Annotated in this window: 20 protein-coding genes; 4 read left to right on the top strand and 16 right to left on the bottom strand. The window is 43.0% G+C overall.

Annotation, left to right across the window (positions count from 1 at the left end):
* Nucleotide 1 precedes the first annotated feature (1 nt).
* From EKM93_RS06090 to EKM93_RS06035, 12 genes are all read right to left on the bottom strand, one after another.
* Nucleotides 2-385 (bottom strand): YdcP family protein, encoded by a 384-nt coding sequence (locus EKM93_RS06090; protein WP_010581079.1) that lies wholly within the window; start codon nucleotides 383-385, stop codon nucleotides 2-4.
* 35 nt (nucleotides 386-420) lie between these two features.
* Nucleotides 421-741, bottom strand: coding sequence for a DUF961 family protein (locus EKM93_RS06085; RefSeq protein ID WP_010581080.1), 321 nt, complete (start codon nucleotides 739-741; stop codon nucleotides 421-423).
* Nucleotides 742-796: 55 nt separating this feature from the next.
* Nucleotides 797-1,045 carry a hypothetical protein gene (locus EKM93_RS06080; protein WP_010581081.1) on the bottom strand — a complete coding sequence of 83 codons (249 nt, stop codon included), beginning with the start codon at nucleotides 1,043-1,045 and terminating at the stop codon, nucleotides 797-799.
* 39 nt (nucleotides 1,046-1,084) lie between these two features.
* Nucleotides 1,085-1,360: a hypothetical protein gene (locus EKM93_RS06075; RefSeq protein WP_010581082.1), complete on the bottom strand. Its 276-nt coding sequence runs from the start codon at nucleotides 1,358-1,360 to the stop codon at nucleotides 1,085-1,087.
* A gap of 26 nt (nucleotides 1,361-1,386) precedes the next feature.
* Nucleotides 1,387-5,310 carry a SpaA isopeptide-forming pilin-related protein gene (locus EKM93_RS06070; protein WP_125714090.1) on the bottom strand — a complete coding sequence of 1,308 codons (3,924 nt, stop codon included), beginning with the start codon at nucleotides 5,308-5,310 and terminating at the stop codon, nucleotides 1,387-1,389.
* Nucleotides 5,311-5,642: 332 nt separating this feature from the next.
* Nucleotides 5,643-6,485: a tyrosine-type recombinase/integrase gene (locus tag EKM93_RS13620; protein WP_125714088.1), complete on the bottom strand. Its 843-nt coding sequence runs from the start codon at nucleotides 6,483-6,485 to the stop codon at nucleotides 5,643-5,645.
* Between the two features lie 456 nt (nucleotides 6,486-6,941).
* Entirely contained in the window at nucleotides 6,942-7,580 is a 639-nt protein-coding gene (locus EKM93_RS06060; RefSeq protein ID WP_125714086.1) for an NAD(P)H-binding protein, read from the bottom strand.
* A gap of 8 nt (nucleotides 7,581-7,588) precedes the next feature.
* Nucleotides 7,589-7,942: a cyclophilin-like fold protein gene (locus tag EKM93_RS06055; RefSeq protein WP_125714084.1), complete on the bottom strand. Its 354-nt coding sequence runs from the start codon at nucleotides 7,940-7,942 to the stop codon at nucleotides 7,589-7,591.
* A 122-nt stretch (nucleotides 7,943-8,064) separates the two neighbouring features.
* Complete coding sequence (locus tag EKM93_RS06050) at nucleotides 8,065-8,556, bottom strand: YbhB/YbcL family Raf kinase inhibitor-like protein (protein WP_125714082.1); 492 nt, start codon at nucleotides 8,554-8,556, stop codon at nucleotides 8,065-8,067.
* Nucleotides 8,557-8,567: 11 nt separating this feature from the next.
* Nucleotides 8,568-9,206 carry an NAD(P)H-binding protein gene (locus EKM93_RS06045; protein ID WP_125714080.1) on the bottom strand — a complete coding sequence of 213 codons (639 nt, stop codon included), beginning with the start codon at nucleotides 9,204-9,206 and terminating at the stop codon, nucleotides 8,568-8,570.
* A gap of 32 nt (nucleotides 9,207-9,238) precedes the next feature.
* Nucleotides 9,239-9,982 (bottom strand): SDR family oxidoreductase, encoded by a 744-nt coding sequence (locus tag EKM93_RS06040; protein WP_125714078.1) that lies wholly within the window; start codon nucleotides 9,980-9,982, stop codon nucleotides 9,239-9,241.
* Nucleotides 9,983-10,003: 21 nt separating this feature from the next.
* Complete coding sequence (locus EKM93_RS06035) at nucleotides 10,004-10,438, bottom strand: hypothetical protein (RefSeq protein ID WP_125714076.1); 435 nt, start codon at nucleotides 10,436-10,438, stop codon at nucleotides 10,004-10,006.
* 135 nt (nucleotides 10,439-10,573) lie between these two features.
* Between EKM93_RS06035 and EKM93_RS06030 the strand changes: the two genes are divergently transcribed.
* Entirely contained in the window at nucleotides 10,574-11,470 is an 897-nt protein-coding gene (locus tag EKM93_RS06030) for a LysR family transcriptional regulator (protein WP_125714074.1), read from the top strand.
* Nucleotides 11,471-11,675: 205 nt separating this feature from the next.
* Here EKM93_RS06030 and EKM93_RS06025 read toward each other — a convergent pair whose 3' ends face one another.
* From EKM93_RS06025 to EKM93_RS06010, 4 genes are all read right to left on the bottom strand, one after another.
* Entirely contained in the window at nucleotides 11,676-12,359 is a 684-nt protein-coding gene (locus tag EKM93_RS06025; protein ID WP_125714111.1) for a conjugal transfer protein, read from the bottom strand.
* Nucleotides 12,360-12,839: 480 nt separating this feature from the next.
* Nucleotides 12,840-13,319 carry a flavodoxin gene (locus EKM93_RS06020; protein ID WP_125714072.1) on the bottom strand — a complete coding sequence of 160 codons (480 nt, stop codon included), beginning with the start codon at nucleotides 13,317-13,319 and terminating at the stop codon, nucleotides 12,840-12,842.
* Nucleotides 13,312-13,716, bottom strand: a complete 405-nt coding sequence (locus EKM93_RS06015) for a hypothetical protein (protein WP_125714070.1) — start codon at nucleotides 13,714-13,716, stop codon at nucleotides 13,312-13,314. The genes EKM93_RS06020 and EKM93_RS06015 overlap by 8 nt, the downstream gene beginning before the upstream one ends.
* Nucleotides 13,717-13,722: 6 nt before the next feature.
* Nucleotides 13,723-14,544: an aldo/keto reductase gene (locus tag EKM93_RS06010; RefSeq protein WP_125714068.1), complete on the bottom strand. Its 822-nt coding sequence runs from the start codon at nucleotides 14,542-14,544 to the stop codon at nucleotides 13,723-13,725.
* 126 nt (nucleotides 14,545-14,670) lie between these two features.
* Between EKM93_RS06010 and EKM93_RS06005 the strand changes: the two genes are divergently transcribed.
* The 3 genes from EKM93_RS06005 (at nucleotide 14,671) to EKM93_RS05995 (ending at nucleotide 16,381) form a co-directional block, all read left to right on the top strand.
* Entirely contained in the window at nucleotides 14,671-15,543 is an 873-nt protein-coding gene (locus tag EKM93_RS06005; protein ID WP_125714066.1) for a LysR family transcriptional regulator, read from the top strand.
* Nucleotides 15,544-15,659: 116 nt separating this feature from the next.
* Nucleotides 15,660-16,088, top strand: a complete 429-nt coding sequence (locus EKM93_RS06000; RefSeq protein WP_164507010.1) for a MarR family winged helix-turn-helix transcriptional regulator — start codon at nucleotides 15,660-15,662, stop codon at nucleotides 16,086-16,088.
* 83 nt (nucleotides 16,089-16,171) lie between these two features.
* Nucleotides 16,172-16,381 carry a hypothetical protein gene (locus tag EKM93_RS05995; protein ID WP_125714063.1) on the top strand — a complete coding sequence of 70 codons (210 nt, stop codon included), beginning with the start codon at nucleotides 16,172-16,174 and terminating at the stop codon, nucleotides 16,379-16,381.
* Nucleotides 16,382-16,396 lie beyond the last annotated feature (15 nt).

The raw sequence follows: 16,396 nt of genomic DNA, 5'->3' as shown, positions 1-16,396 counted from the left end.
GTTATTTTTTGTCATTTGTATTTTTCTCCGTGGTTACTGAACCAGTTTTAGATTGGTTATTTTTGACTGATACAATATCAGATGCTTTGAGATACCAAGAAACAGTTACACCTCGGAAATCCGCATTGGCGACAGTGTCGATCTCAGGATTAACTAGTTCTATTTCTTGATCATATTCAAAATTCTTAGTCCCAGCTTCGGCCGGAATGGAGACTTGAACCATCTGACCTTGTACTGTACTTTTTAGATCAAAGGTACGTGAGCGAACATTAGTTGTTTGGTTGCCTTCATCGTCTTCGATAAATCTTTCACGGCGTTGGGCGGAGAATAATAATTTACCGAACGTTTTTGGTGTGTCTAGCTTAATGCCTTCTGGTAATCGCATATAGGGTTCCTTCTTTCTTTAATTTTGATAAGTGGCTAAATCTTGACGAAATCATCAGCCATGCAGGTGTAATTTACAAATGCTGCTTCGGCAATCCGATAACCAACTGCGGCGATTCGTGGATTAATTAATCGAACCCGATCAAATGGTTCGAGCGTGTCATTTTTTTCACCGGCTGCCACTGGGATCGTCACTTGAATGTTGTCGGCACGTTGAACATTGGAGTAAAGGTCATAAGTGCGCGAAACAACTTTACGATTGGCACCGGAGCCTTCGCGAGTTTCGCTAAAATTACCGGCAAAGGTGAGTTGACCGAAAGTTTCACGTACTTCGGGAATTACATATTTAAGATCCATAATTGGGTCCTCGCTTTCTTTTCTTGAATTTTAGGCAAACTAAAAGTCAGATAATTTAACTATCTGACTTGGAATGTGCATAATATTCGATGACTTGGTTGAGTAAATATTGATATAGATCAGTATTGAGGGGATAGATAAGCCGCTGATTGCGAACTTGGGGGAAGTTTAAGAACAGACGATGGTGTCCTTGAATGAGTTGTACTTGGTTGATGATCAGACTATGGTTCAGAATGAGTTCACCTTCAAGCAAAACATTCGGTTTACCACTGGATGACATTTTAATGGAAGATACGTAAATCATTTGACCTCCTAAATATGAAAATTGGGTATTTATTGAAACCTAATCCAGAAGTACACCACGATAACTCAGAAAAGGGTTGTTACCATTAATAAAACCTGAGTTGAACAAAAAGGTAATATAGGCGCCTAATTTACATTCATCTTTTGAAATTTCAAACCTAATTGACGTTTCTAGATTAGCTTGCGCCTCTTGCAGTACATCTTTTAAAATTTCATCTTCTGTTGGTGAGGTAGGGAACATTGGATTGATCAATTCTCTAAAGTCATGATGAAATTCGGATAAATTAAAAACAGAATCAATTTTTTCTTTTGGCATACGATCACTCTTTCCGATGGGAGAGACTATTCATTGTTCCAGTTATCATCTTCATCTTCATCGTCATAAAAATCCGCATTAGTTTTTCTTGAATGATGAATCCACCAGACAATTAAGCTAGTGATTAATAGTAGAATCACGCCAATAACGCTTAACAATTGATTACGTTCTTCACCGGTTTGTGGTAGGCGAAGTAGTGGCGTATCAACGGCTTCATCTTTCATTTGCGCTTTGACGATTTCACCATCTTTAGTAATTTCAAAATCAACTGGCGTTTCGTTGATTTTATAGCCTTTTGGTGCGTCATACTCCACAAACTGATATTTGCCAGCAGGTAGGTTGGCAAAACTGAAAACTCCTTTATCATTGGTCCGACCGGACACAACGGTTTTACCGTCTTGATTAAGGATCTTGATACCAGTGTTTGGCAAGACTTTACCATCGCTGACATTGGTCTTGGTTAGTTCACCAGTCCCCTTGATCAAACTATTTTGCAACGTGAAACTAATTTCTGGTGTTTCGGTGGTTTCCTTAGTTTCAGTTGCTGCTTTTTCGTCTGCCTGTTTTTTATCCTGACTAATTAATTGACCTTTAGCATTGTAGGCAGTGATACCAGTTTTTGTTGAAACGATTTTAGTTAAATCCTTAGTTAAAACTAGGTTAGTCGCGGAAGGCGTCTTTTCCCGTAAATAGAAGGTGCCGACTGGTACGTTCTTAAAGGCACCAATCGACTTGTCATCAATTGTAGTGGTTTGAATGACCTTCTTATCCTTATCCAGTAATTCAAACACTGCACCTTTGGCGTTGCCATCAAAAGTGAATTGATAACCTTTATCTTCAACTAGCTTGGCGGTTTCATTGATTTTCTTAAAGGTAAATTCGTTGAAGTGTAATTTATTTAGAATTGGGGTGTCTTTATCACCGTTGATCGTTAAATTCTTAGTCGTGGTGTTGTCAGTTGCCTTAAATTCAAAATCATAAGTTTGGTCATCAAGCTGATAAGCTTCACCGGCATCTAGTTCTTGCACATAATAGCTACCTTCAGGCAATTGAATGTCGGCAAAAGTTGCTTTACCATCTTTGACGGTCGCAGTTGCGACTAATGCTTTTGCCGGAACATTGATGTCACCTTTGTTGTAGCCGGCTTTACTGAACAGTCCGAAGACTTGACCATTAGCAGCTTTATTTTCAATCGTGGGTTTGTTCTTATCCCAATTCTTGATTTGTTCTGCTTGTTTGTTAACAGTCACGTTCAACTTCTGAAAATCGTTAGTCGCTTTGAGTGAAGTGGAGGTCACTTCAACATTTTGACCAGCATATTTCAATTCAAAATCAATTGGCTTGTCATTAAGAACAAAACCATTTGGTGCAGCAACTTCTTTAACTGAATATTTGCCGAGATAAAGTTGTGGCGTTTTGATTTGTCCATTAGCGTCAGTCGTAGCAGTGGCGACAATTTCACCCTTTTTGGCATGGACGGTACCATCAGCGGTGGTGATGTTTTCGCTGGCAGTAAATTCAAACTTGGCACCGGCCAGTGGGGTGTAGTCATAGTTAAAACCGTATTGTTCGCCGTACTTGGTTGACTGTTTAGTCACTTCAACCGGCGTGGCGCCAGTCTTATTCAAAGTGACAATGCCTTTTTGCGACTTATCCGTGAACTTGACGGTCACAATACCATCACTATCTTTGCCAGTGATCGAAAATTTAGCTGGGTCTTTGGCAAGAACATAGCCTAATGGTGCTTGTGTTTCGACTAATTCATATTGACCATAGGGGAGCGCCTCAGTTGTGGTCAAGTAGCCCTCTTCATTAGTCATAAAAGTATCAGTTGTTCCATCGTGATTGAGGTTAGGCATGGAAACATATTTACCAGTTTGCAGTGATTTGATTTTAAAACCGGCGTTGGCGCGCGAAATTGTTTTCCCGGATTCAGCGTCAGCCTTGACCACTTTCAAACGTTCTTCCAATACATTATTGACGACTGAATAATGATGGGTCTCGTTTTGTTGATGAATCGTGACTTTGAATGGATCGGCGGTTTTGTAGCCCTCTGGTGTTTTTGTTTCCGTCACGGTATAAGTGTCATAGGGAAGATCAGTAAACTTGAGATAACCTTCTTTATCGGTTGTCCCTGTTGTGACGACCTTGTTTGTTGTGTTGCTAGTGACTGTAAATTCAACGTTAGCCAGTGGGTTAGACTTATTTTCTTTACCGGTTAAATGACTAGAAAGTGCGGTGTGCCAATCATAGTTACCAATTTTGATTAAATCGAAACCACCCGTAATAACTTGTTCCTTAACCGTTGTTGATGCGGTGGCCGTTTTCGCATTTTGACCAGCATAGGCTAGTTTGAACGCTTGTTTTTCAGTATCTTTAATATAGCCAGTTGGTGCCGTCTTTTCGATCCAGTAGTAGTCATCCAATTTTAAATTGGCGACACTCGCTTGATTGTTTTTAATTGTAACGGTATCAACCAGCTCATCATTGGAAGTTCGATGTAATTCATAAACGGCACCATCAAGTGAAGCAGCGCCTTGTGGGGCTTTACCAGTTTTAGCATCTTCCTTGATCAAAGTGGCAGTGCCGAATTGTTCATCATCGGTCGCTTTAACCGAGGTAGCAGTGACAGCAACGTTTTGACCAGCATATTTCAATTCAAAAGGTATTTTCTCGTTGTTAAGGATATAACCGGCTGGTGCCTTTTCTTCAACGGCGTAGTAGTTGCCGAGCTTCAGATTTTGTAGTGTACCTTTGCCGGTGCTATCGGTAGTGATCGTCCCAACTTTTTTACCATCAGTTGAATAAACACCGTACATGGCACCATTTAATGAATAGTACCTGTTAAACATATTGGTGCCGAACTGACGGCCAATCTTCGTTAGATTTACATTGCCAAGTTGTTCTTTATTGCCAAGAACGACTTCGATTGTTTGGTTAGGTGTGATTGTTGCCGTTTTGATTTCACCTTTATTAACGTAGCCATTAGGTGCGGTTACTTCTGAAACTTTGACTTGCGTACCCGCCTTGATGTCGTTTAAAGCGGCGTAACCATCAGTGCCGGTGGTGACCTCTTTGGTTTGACCATTGTACTCAAATTTGAGTTTCGCACCTGGCAAAGCTTTATTGGTATCCGCGTCAACTTTCTTAGCTTTCAAATTACCATTGAGATTGACTTTGATATTGAGATCGAAGTTGTTACCATTTGGCAGTTTGAAATAGGCAATTTTTTGTTGATTACCTTTACCATAAAGGAGGGAAGTACCAATATTAGCAGCCTTAGCTTTAGCAAAGGAAATCTTACCAGATTCCTTGGAATTAGCTGTGGCAGTCAAAGTCAATTTATTGCCAGCTTTTGTGATGTTCAAATTAGCGGTATTAGCAGTTTGTTCAATATATGAAGCCAAAGTGCCATTAGTGTCGGTTAAAGTGATTGAATCACCAACGTTTAAGGTAATATTTTGATCATTGAACGATGGCTTGGTGTTGAACGCTGCAACTTTTGCCAGCACAGCCGCTTTTTTATTTTGATAATCTGGATAGTCGGTGGTCAATAGTTCATTACCTAAGGCTTCCCAGATCATAATTTGTGCTAGACCATAATTGGCGTCAGTTGGATTTTGTTGATAAGCAAAATACGCAATTTCGGCTAGCTTGTCTTTCTCAGCCGCCGAATAATCAGTTGGTGTCCAACCTGAACCAGAATTTTCAATATCGATCCCGTGTTCAACACAGAAAGTGATTTGGCCATCAACAACTTTTTTGTAAATACCGGTGTCAGTCCAATGAAGACCATTCAATAGACTGAGATGCCAAGTTGATACCCAGTCGCCAGCTTTAATGTTGGTCATGTCAGCGGCAAAAGCACTTGTGATTGGGGTCATAAAAATTGAAGTGAACAAGGTCAGCAGGGCTAACCAGACAGAAACTTTACGGGTTGCTGTTTGCAAGTAGATTACCTCCATTTTGATCAAATAGATTTAGCCAGCAGTGAAAAATATTGAACTAAAAAATGGGTACAAAAAAGGTAGACCAATATATAAATCGGACTACCCGTAACTGTGGTTTTGAAGTTTAGATTTCTCAATACTACTGGCACTAAAATGGCACATCGCATTTGATTTTTTAGTTTTTTATTGCTATTAGTTGTTTCGATAAACGCCTTAAACACGCTGATTCATCCTGATACTGTTAAGGTGAAGTATAGAATGGGAATAGACAGAATCGGCTTATAAACGCCGGTATATCAACGTTTTGATGACTGCCTAACCCGTTCGTGCAACTATTGTGCAACTTCTGGTGCAAGTCCAGCGGTAACGCCGTTGTTTTGAACCTGCGCCACGTCTGATTTAGCGGTCGAAATTTCGACTAGACCATTCAGCCGTTTGGCGGCCTCAAAGTTCATATTCGGATATAAATGCCCGTAAGTTCCGAGCGTTGTCTGAATATCTTCGTGGCCGAGGCGTTCTTTAATCACTAGTGGGTTCTCACCCAGACTGATCAATAGCGAAGCATGTGAATGCCGTAAAGCATGAACGCGGATGCGATGTACTCCTGCCAGAGTTGCATGCCGCTTGATGATTCGCATGACCAGATCCCGGCGAGTAGGAACGCCGTTGAACGATAGAACAAAATCAGTTTTACACTCAAGCGCTTGTGCTTTCTTCCAATCGGAGAGAAGCTCAAGCGTTTTTGCGTCCAGTGGAATCGTGCGGTTGCTGGCCTTGGTCTTCGGTGTGGAGAAGGAGTAGTTCGTGTAGCTGCGTAACCACAGCGTCTTGTTCACCCCCTGACTTGTTTTGCCGGTGCGGCTGCCGATTTCCACATCGTTAAGTTCGGAGTAGTAGTATTGATACAACACCATCTTATCAGCTGTGGAAAGGGTTGCAATGGCTGTGGCAAGACGCTCATTTTCGATGAAGGATTCTAGATGAGCGACTTCTTCCGAAGTTAGAACAAAATCTTTGAGATGTCCTGGTTCAGCAATTTCTTCCAACAACCAATCCTCAAGTGGTGTTTCTCTGGGACGCTTCAAGTTGGTGTGGTAGATGTTGATTCGTTCGTTTTTAAGCACTCGTTGCATGTAACGAACGAACATACGACTTACTTCCTGTTCATTACTCATAATTTGACCTCCATTTTTTTGACTTCGTTAGTACAGACAGATTTAGAAGTGAGAAATGAAACCATTTGCAAAAAAATGCAAAAAAAAAGCACCAGGGCATATTGGTGACGGCCCTAGTGGATTTACTTGGTATGTCGGTTATTGTCACAGAACATTAAGGGGTTTTCGGACAGCAGATGATGATTTACTATACTGGGTCTGTGACAATCAGCGCTCCTGCCAGATTACTCATGTCGGGCTTGTCGGCCGCCACGAGTAATTGTTCGTTGACAAATGCGCTCTGCCCCAGCGCGCTCATTGATTGCTTGCCTAAATTTGGCATACAAGTTGATGTAGGTGGTAATTAAACTTAGGCAGTTTGTCATTTTCGCTGTATTTGTCCATTGAGATTCATCTGACTAACAGGCTATCAATACAGATTGCACATTTCAATTCGTAAGGTGATGAGCGACGTCATTACCGAGTGCGAGGTAATGAGTGTTCCGTCCCTGGTTTGGCGATGCCTAAACTTGTTCGTGAATAAGGCAAAGGTGTATTGATGGCTTTGATCACCAAATCGGCGATGCTTGAACGAGAAACCGTCGTCCCCTTAAAAGGCTCACCTTTTTGAGTGAGTTCGTAGCTAATTTCGGTATCATTTGTCATGTAAGCGGCGCGAATAATCGTGTAATTTAAGCTTGATTCTTCAATAATTCTGGCTGCTCGCCGCGTGTCCTCTTTTGCCTCATGCCCCACGGCTTTCTCGACCCAAGACCCAAATGGTTCGGGGGTTTCGTGATATAACCCGGAACCAGTAATCCAAATGAGTTGACGGATATGATGCCGTAACATCGCCGAAACGATGTTGGCTGCCATTTGTTCCATATTGCCGGCAAGATTTGCATAAACAACATCTTGTCCGTTCATTGCAGTATCAAGTTGCGCCGCATTGTTGACATCTCCTTGAATCACTGTTTCTTGTTCGGCATCATCAACCGTGATACGAGTTGCATTACGCAGAAATAAAGTCAGGTGAACGTCATCTTCTGTTTGTAATCGCTGGTTAACAATTTTGGCGACGCGTCCGTTAGCACCTAAAATTAGGATGTTTTTCATGGCGACTCCTACATTTGTTCAAGGCTGATAGTAACGTCGCCTAATGATCCAAATTGGGTCAAATCACCACTGATAATATGACCGATCGGTTGTAGTCCGCCGATGACTTCACCCGTTTGCTTGTAAAAGATGACGAAGCTATGGCGAGGCGGCCAATAGGCGATATCACCGACACGATAGCCGCTACTTTGCGTTTCATTTGCCGGCAAGGCCTGCTTGAATCGATACGTTAACTCACGTGCATATAAGTTGAGCATTGGTAATTGGGCTGGCATTAAGCCGAGTAAAGCCTGCGCAGTTGCATTGTGCTCAAATTCTGCAATTAGCGTATTGTGGTTGACGTTCATTTTTATTTTTACCATTTTAATAATCTCCTTAAAGGGTTGTCACTCAATATGGCTGACTGACGATAACTGATATCACTGACGGCGGCATACCTCTTTGATAGGTTGTGCCGTGCGTCTACTTATTTGGTGATGAAAGCCTAACTTGCCGGAATCGTAAGCTGATTCATCGCAATCGCGTGGGTGTCTAATTGTGCCAAAAAGTTGTTATAATAGAAGCCGTTTTGTAAATTTAACGAGGCGTTCAAGGCATAAACTGACAACGTATAGTGATGTAGTTGATCAGGGGGATTGGGCCCCGCGTAGTGCGCCTTAAAATAAGGTTCATTCAAGTGATAGAATCGTGACGTCCAAGTGTTCTGTCCTTGCGGGCCTAAAAAAAGCCGACTAAAATCTTCTGGAATTTCATTAGTTACCGGAATATTGGCAGCCAGCCAGTGAATGAATGGAAAAGCAGTCCGTGGTACCGCATCATAATCAATCAAACTAAGCGCAAGAAAGCGTGTCTTTGTGGGAATATCAAGTACGGTAATAGGAAATGAAATTATCGGTTGTCCACTACGGCGAACGGTTGCCTGATTGGTATAAATTGTGGGGAGCTCACCTTGTGCAAGTGCTACTTCAATTTGCATGACTTGACCTCCTAGTAAAATGAGGGCTTGTCCCAGGCAGTGTTAGGCTCGGCAACGCCAATACTGGTTCGCTCGTAAAGGGCTGGGGTTAGGATAATCTCGCGAATCAATCGGGCAACTGCTTGGCGCGTAACCTGGGTATCTGCAAATGCGTCACCTTTAGGAATAACTTTATATTTGAGATGTTGGTCATTGTTGTACAACCATGCCATGCGCAAGAACGTATAGTTAAGCCCGCTATGGTCAAAGACACCGGCTGCTCGCTTAATTTCCGTATAGTCGCCCATCATTTGCGCGTTCCAGATGCCGAATTTTCCGGCAACCTCGTCATAAATACCCAAACCACCAGCGATAATAATGCGGTCAACTTGAGCGTGTTTCATTGCCTGAACGATGCGCTGGTTAGCCTCTGTAAAGTGGCCCGTTGCGAGATAAACAATGTCACAGCCTGAAATTGCTGACAACAGATCACGTTCATTATTCCAATTACCGTTGATGAGGGTCACCTGCGGGTTACTGGCGTATTGTGCCAACCGTTGAGTTGCTTGGCGAGCAAATAAACGCAATTCAAGGTCACTGTTTTTCAAGAGCAGTGGAATCAGATAATGGGAGATATTACTGGTTGCGCCTAATAGAATTACTTTTGTCATCGTTGCCTACTTTCATAATTGCGTAACGGATACTATGCTTGCGCCGTTGGGTAGATGGTGAATTCATTAACATTGACATCGGCTGGTTGCGCAATCGCGAAGTCGACGACACGAGCCACAGCTTCGGGACTGATACCCACGGCGTTATACAGTGCATTCATCCCTTGGCGTGAACTGTCATCAGTAATCGTGTGCAATAGTTCGGTGTTGATGGCGGCCGGATACAGACTCGTTGTCCGAATATTGGTCTTTTCTTTGACACTTTCCATCCGAATCACCTCCATCAGGTTACGAACGGCAAACTTGGTGGCGCCGTATACGCCAGAGCCGACAAAGCTCTTGATTCCAGCAACCGAGGACGTGGTGATAATCTGGCCATGTTTTTGTTGGGTGAAGCTCGGCATAACCGCTGCCACACCGTTGAGCACCCCTTTAAGGTTGACGTCGATCATGGCGTCCCACTCATTGGTTTTAAGAGCGCTGATTGGCGATGTTGGCATAATGCCAGCATTATTAAAAATTACATCGATACCGCCGAACTCATTTTTAGCCAGTTCGACTAACGCCACCAGATCGGCTGCTTTGGTAACATCGGTGACACGATAGGCGACTTGACCGCCTTGAGTTTGAATGTCAGCTGCGATGGCTTCTAGGCGTTCTTGACGCCGCGCCCCTAAGACAACTTTTGCACCGTGGCTTGCTAATAGCTTGGCACTGGCTGCTCCAATGCCAGAGGAAGCGCCTGTAATAACGACAATTTTGTTGTTTACTGTCATGTTGATAATCTCCTTTTTCGATTATTGCTTGTTTAAAATATGATTGTAATTGAGGACGTTCATTTGTTTGTAGTGACGACCATAAAGCTGAATCTTTTCGCCATAAGGCGCAAGTTGAATCTCGTCTTGGCCAATAATTTTCCAAGTACCACTATAAATATTCGTGACGTTGTGTTGATTCTCTGTCCATCGATAATCAGCAGTAAAGGTGATTTGCTGATGGATATCTTTGTTGTGGTGGTTGATCCAAACCCCAACGACATCATGATCGGTCACCGGACTGTTGAGTGAAGGCCGTTTAGTTTTAACTGTGCTGGCACTTGCTGACGTTGTTTGGGTTATATGCGAAGATGTGTGCGTGCGATTTGCGTGGTGCGGAATGTACCGAATACCAATGAGCACCACGATACAGAAACCAACGACAACGAGAATAGTGCGAATTTGCTTTCTTTTCATTTACTACCGCCTTTCTTATTGCGCTGTGCCTTGTTTACGAGTCTTACTATATGTCGAAATTTAGCCTCTTAGAAGAACCGTTAAGTTGCTCGGGTATTAACTAAAGGTTTATACTGTGGATGTGGAGGTGCTAAATTGGATTTCAATCAACTACAGACATTCTTACGCGTAACTCATTTTGGAAGCTTTACGAAGGCAGGCGAACAAAGCTTTATTTCTGGAACGGCCATTATGAAGCAAATGAATCGATTAGAAAACGAGCTTAACTTAAAACTCTTTGTTCGTACTCCAAACGGGGTTTTCCTCACGCCTCAAGGTGAAAAGTTTAAGCCGTATGTTGAGCAAGTCTTGGGTATCTTGAATACCGCAATCGAAGAAACACGGCGGGTTCGAATTGACGATAAGCAAATTATTCGACTGGGGACCTCTTTATTGCATCCCGCCGATCCATTCATGGCATTGTGGAAAAGTCTTGCGCCAAAGTTGCCTGCGTTTCAGATCCGTTTGGTGCAGCTAGTGGAGGACTTAAACTCCGATAACCGAGAGTATGCCATGCTGGGCCGAAGCAGCGATTTAATCGTAGGGACATTCGACAATGCCACATTAAAGCAAGCATTCAGCGCGATTAAACTGGGGGATTATCATTTTGGTATCGCAGTCCGTAGTGATCACCCTTTGGCACAGCGAGAAGTCATTACTTTTTCAGACTTAGCGAAGCAAACTGTGTTAATGGTGCCAAGAGGCATCAGCGAGAAGAATGACTTATTGCGTGATGAGTTGCTAGCCAAGACACCTAGCGTTCGGGCCATCGATACAGCGGGACGATACGACATCAATACCTTCAATCAAGCTGTTGAGGAAAATATTGCGTTAATTTCACTGACGCCTTGGCGCAATATTCACCCAAATCTTGTGACGGTTCCTTTGAAGACCAAAATTACAGTACCGTACGGGCTGCTTAGTACTAAATTTCCAGGCAATCGGACAGCGGCATTTCTACAAGAGTTTGTACGAGAATATCAATATGGTTAAGTCACTCATCGTCTTGGTAGACCTTTTTATTTCAGTGTTTGTGAGAGTTAACACAAGTATAATTACAACCATTACAGCGAAACCTTAATAATACATAAAATGGTTATTAGTCTTGATCACACAAAGAGAAATAAATCGAATAACAAAAATACCCGACACGACCTATTGCGCTAATTGAAGCGTGAAGGTCGCGCCAGGTATCCTTTTAGATGCCGTCGGTAATAATCCAGTTGTTGCTCTGCTTGGAGAGGGGCAGAGTGTATTGCGAGACTTGGCTCATATCGTTGTCAGTGTCAAGGTACTTCACAGACAAGGTAACGGTCAGACCGCTCTTAGTCTGCTTGAAGACAGGATCGAGCAGTTCCACAAACTTGAGGTTGCGTTCGATTGGTCGCGTGCCGTCCTTGACGTAATACTTGAGTTCGTTGCGATCGTGTGCGGCGACCTTATCGAGAATTGCTTTCTTTTCGGACTGATAGGTCTTGTTCGGTGTGGTGAGCAACGAATCGCCGAGCGTTTCCCAAATAATCATCTGGGTCACGGCGTAGTTGCGGTTGGTTGGGTTCTGGTAGTAGCCGTAGTAAGCAATCTTGGCTAGTTGATCCTTCTTAGCGTCGGAGTAGGTGCGGGGGTTGTAGCCAGAGCCGCTCATATCGAGATCGACGCCGTGCTCCACACAGAAGGCAACTTTGCCGTCCACCTTTTTCATCCACATACCGGTGTCCGTCCAATGTAAGCCATTGAACAGATGTAGGTGCCAAGTGTTGCGCCAGTCAGCGACCTTGGTGTTGGTCATGATGGCGGCAATCGCCATTGAGGCCGGGATAAAGAGCTGAACGAAGATCGCAATTAAGGCGGCGAATACCGAGGTTCGCCGAACTGCTTTCATCAATGTAATTCCTCCATTCTAGATTTGAAAAATTGGTATATCTTGTTATTAAAAGAGGTAGTGAGTATCACTTCAAAGGTTGTAGGCAGCAATGCACAATCAACTACAAAATAAATAGACCGCCCGGACATTGAGAGGTCTAAATTTGCTGTTGATATGAAGTTTTCTCCAATTTGCACCGTGCAACTTTTATGCTGCTTCCAAAGCTGTTTTTTGTGATATAATTGGGCTTATCGAAATTCAAAAGCCTTTAACGGCGCCCATTTGCGCTCATTTGGCTTTTCGGGGCAACAGAGTGGGAATAGTGAGTAAGGTCACTATTCGCTAGTTTATAGGGATTTTAAGGCGTTTTAGCCGGTATATTAGCATTATTAATCAGGTCCATTTGGATGGCGTGTCCCCCAGATGTCCCCCTGAAAACCAAAAGCACCGCCCCAAAAATGGGTGGTGCTTTTTTCATTCAGATAATGCTACATGGTTTTATACCGCGCTCAATTGATTTGCCAACTTTTTGATTGCTGGTAAAGCCGAACCGGACCACCTTCCAGCAGTAAAACCGTTATGGACATTACTGTTTGGAAGCACATCGCGTAAATAGTTGATGCTGTTACCCAGTCCACTTCCACCACTCGTGCTGAACGGATAGATTTCCTTCTCTGTTAGGTCGATTTGTTCCAACAGAGACACTATTGGTAATGCGACACCGTTACTCCAGATTGGATAGCCCAAAATCACATTATTGTACTGACTAACATCTGGTAAGGGTGCTTTGAGACTCGGTAGCTCATGATTGTTACGAGCAGTAGCGGATGATCCAGGACGCTGAAGCATCTTATCCGGAAGTGTTGGATCGTTCAGCGTGACTTCGTATACATCTAGTGGAATTACTGAAGCAATTTGCTCTGCAACACGAGCAGTATTACCAGTATTGGAATAAAAAATCAGAATCGTGTTAGTCATGATTCATTTCTCCTTTCAGAAAACGGGTTGTCCAAGCAAATCTATTGATAATTAACCCACCAATAATCATGATGAGAACTAGCAGAAAGATTGTGTGAATACCCCCGAACACAATCTGACGTGCAGACTCAAGAATTGTTGGGTCTGTTTGTGCAATAGTTTTACTGGAATTTAGTGTATTAACTAGTTTCAGCGAAATCCCAGCAGTGTTGCCAGATAACTGGCTATCAACAAAACTGTTGAAAATAAGACCATAAATCGCAGCTAATAGGGTTTGACCGATGGTACGCAACAGCATATTGAGCATGGTCGAAGGTGTGATCAAATCTTTAACAGCAGCTTGCTGGGTTGTGACACTTAAAATGGAGAAGTTGAATCCCAAATGCACAATTGACATTGCAAACTAATACGCTGTCTCGCGCATAGAGACGGGCCAATCCTTGATTGATTGATGACGATCAAACTGTTGCAGACTCTTCATCTCCGTAGGGGTTAAGTTGAAATCGAGACTATTCAGATTAGCGGCCATGTGTACTGGATTGGTTGATTTTGGAATGATGACGATTTGCTGTTGAGATAGGTACCGCAATATGACTTGCGCGGGCGTGACTTGGTATTTCTGCGCCAGGGCTTGAATCTCAGGTAAACTCATCATTGCACCTGCATTTTGCTCACCAAATGGTGCCCAAGATTCGTGGATGATGTTATTTGCTTGGAGGAATGGACGCATTTTAGTTTGCTGCCAGAATAGGTGAGTTTCGATTTGATCAACTGCCGGATGGATATGGCTATTAGTGAGCACCTGCTCAACTTGTTCGGCGTTGAAGTTACTCAACCCAATTGCACGGGCTTTACCTGCTTTAAGCGTATCTTCTAGCGCGCGATAGGTGTCCAAACTATTGGATGTTGGCCAGTGAATCAATAATAGGTCGATGTAATCACTTCGTAGATGTTGCAGTGATTCATCGATACCATTGATCGTTTCCGAGTAGCCATCAGTTTGCGTTTTGGTCGTGATAAATAGTTTCTCTCGCTCAATATCTGAACCATCAATAGCCTCACCCACACCGGATTCGTTACGGTAAATTTGAGCCGTATCGATGCTACGGTAGCCAAGTTTAAGGGCCTGGCTCACATAGGTTGCAGTTGTAGAGGGCGGTGTTTGGAAAGTACCGTACCCAATAATTGGCATGGCGACATCGTTAGTTAAGTTTATGGTTTGCATGAATGTTCTCCTTTTATTTGATTAACATTAGTGTATACTCATTTTATGTATATGAAAAATACTTTGTTTTCATTGCTGACCATACAAAATACGTATGGTCAAAAGCCTATATTTAGGAGGTAGAACATGGACACGCGTGTACTAAATTATTTCTTGTTAACAGCCAGTGAAGCAAATATTACTAAGACTGCTGGGTTATTACACATCACTCAGCCAACCCTATCACGTCAATTAAAGGCACTCGAAGATGAGTTGGGAGTGCAACTCTTCAGAAGAGAGCATCACCGTCTTGAGTTGACGGATGCAGGTATTCTGTTTCGCCAGCGTGCGCGTGATCTTGTTAGCATTGAAAAACGTGCAAAAGAGGAGCTTGCTCAAACTGGTATCTTGGCAGGAGAAATCGCCATTGGAGTCAGTGAATTACAAAGCTTATCCGAGTTATCGCAGCTAATTGCTAAATTTCATCTTTCGCATCCGTTGGTGCATATTGCTCTTCATAGTGGGAATAATATGGAATTACAGTATTGGCTGGAACGAGGATCAATTGATATGGCGCTGATGTTGGAACCGGTTGATGTCAAAAATTACGAATTTGTACGTATGCACCAAGCAGAAGAATGGGGTGTGCTGGTACCAGAAACTTCGTCATTTTTTGCATACTCGGAAATTGTTCCTGGCGACTTGGTTGGTACTCCGGTTATTACGATTCTTGATGAGGTTGTCCAACGAGAGCTAGCTAGCTGGTCTGGACAGTATGCAAGCCAGATGTCCAATTGGGCAAGATATAACTTATTATCGAGTGCGGTAATGCTTGCTCAGCAAACGCAAGGTGTGATTGTGTGTCTGAAATTACCGCAAGAATTCCCGAATATGCGCTTCATTCCCCTTAATCCTGTGCTATCGTTGAAATCAATTGTTGCTTGGCGCGCTAAACGACCGCACACAAAAGCAACGGCTGCTTTTATCGAGCAATTATTGGCACATGATTCGGAAAACTAAAACGGCTGGGTAGTTGTTGTGCAGCTTGAGAAAAGTGAAAATTTGCAAAACTGAAAAAGACAGCGTAGTATTGTGTACATTAATGTACAGCACACTGTATAAATGGAGGGGAAATATTGACGAATTCAAATGGGACTGTTGCCGCTCGATTAGCTAGACAATTAGGCATTGCGGTGACAAGAGCACGGAATGGACATTTGGCAGATGTCGGATTAACCGTGGATCAAGCAGATGCCCTCACGTATTATGCCGATCATCCAGGTGCGACAATTGCTGATTGGAAAAATCAACAGCATATTGCCCATCAGACAGCACGTCTAGTTGTTCAAAAATTAGTAGAACGCGGTTTGATTATCAGCACACCTAGTGCAACAGACTCGCGAGCCAAAGTGAATACCTTATCGCCAGCAGGAGAAGCGGTTCGGGGACAAATGTATGATGGCGGCGAAGTCACGGGTAGGAAGTTACTAGCTGGTCTATCAGGTGATCAGCAAGCACAATTTATTCAGTTGTTGCGAAAGTGTTTAGATAATTTGGATTCGTAAAGATAGAAAGTAAGGTTCCAATGGAAAATAATAGAGTATTTACACATGATTCAGTTCTAATTCTAATCGCAAGTTTTTGTTATATGTCAACGGTGATGATGATTAACCCACTGATTGTGGGCTTTGCGACAAGTATTGGTGCATCAGCTTTAGTAGCAGGCTTACTTGCAGCAATGATGAATCTAACCAGTTTGATTGTGCGCCCTTTTGCCGGCAGAATTAGCGACCAAGTATCAAAATATCGTTTGGCATCAATCGGCAGCATGCAGCTGGAGTTGATCGCTACATTCTGACTTACGATGGTTTGC

The organism is Agrilactobacillus yilanensis (assembly GCF_003946725.1).
GTDB lineage: Bacteria > Bacillota > Bacilli > Lactobacillales > Lactobacillaceae > Agrilactobacillus > Agrilactobacillus yilanensis.
This window is presented reverse-complemented; position numbering and strand designations above follow the sequence as displayed.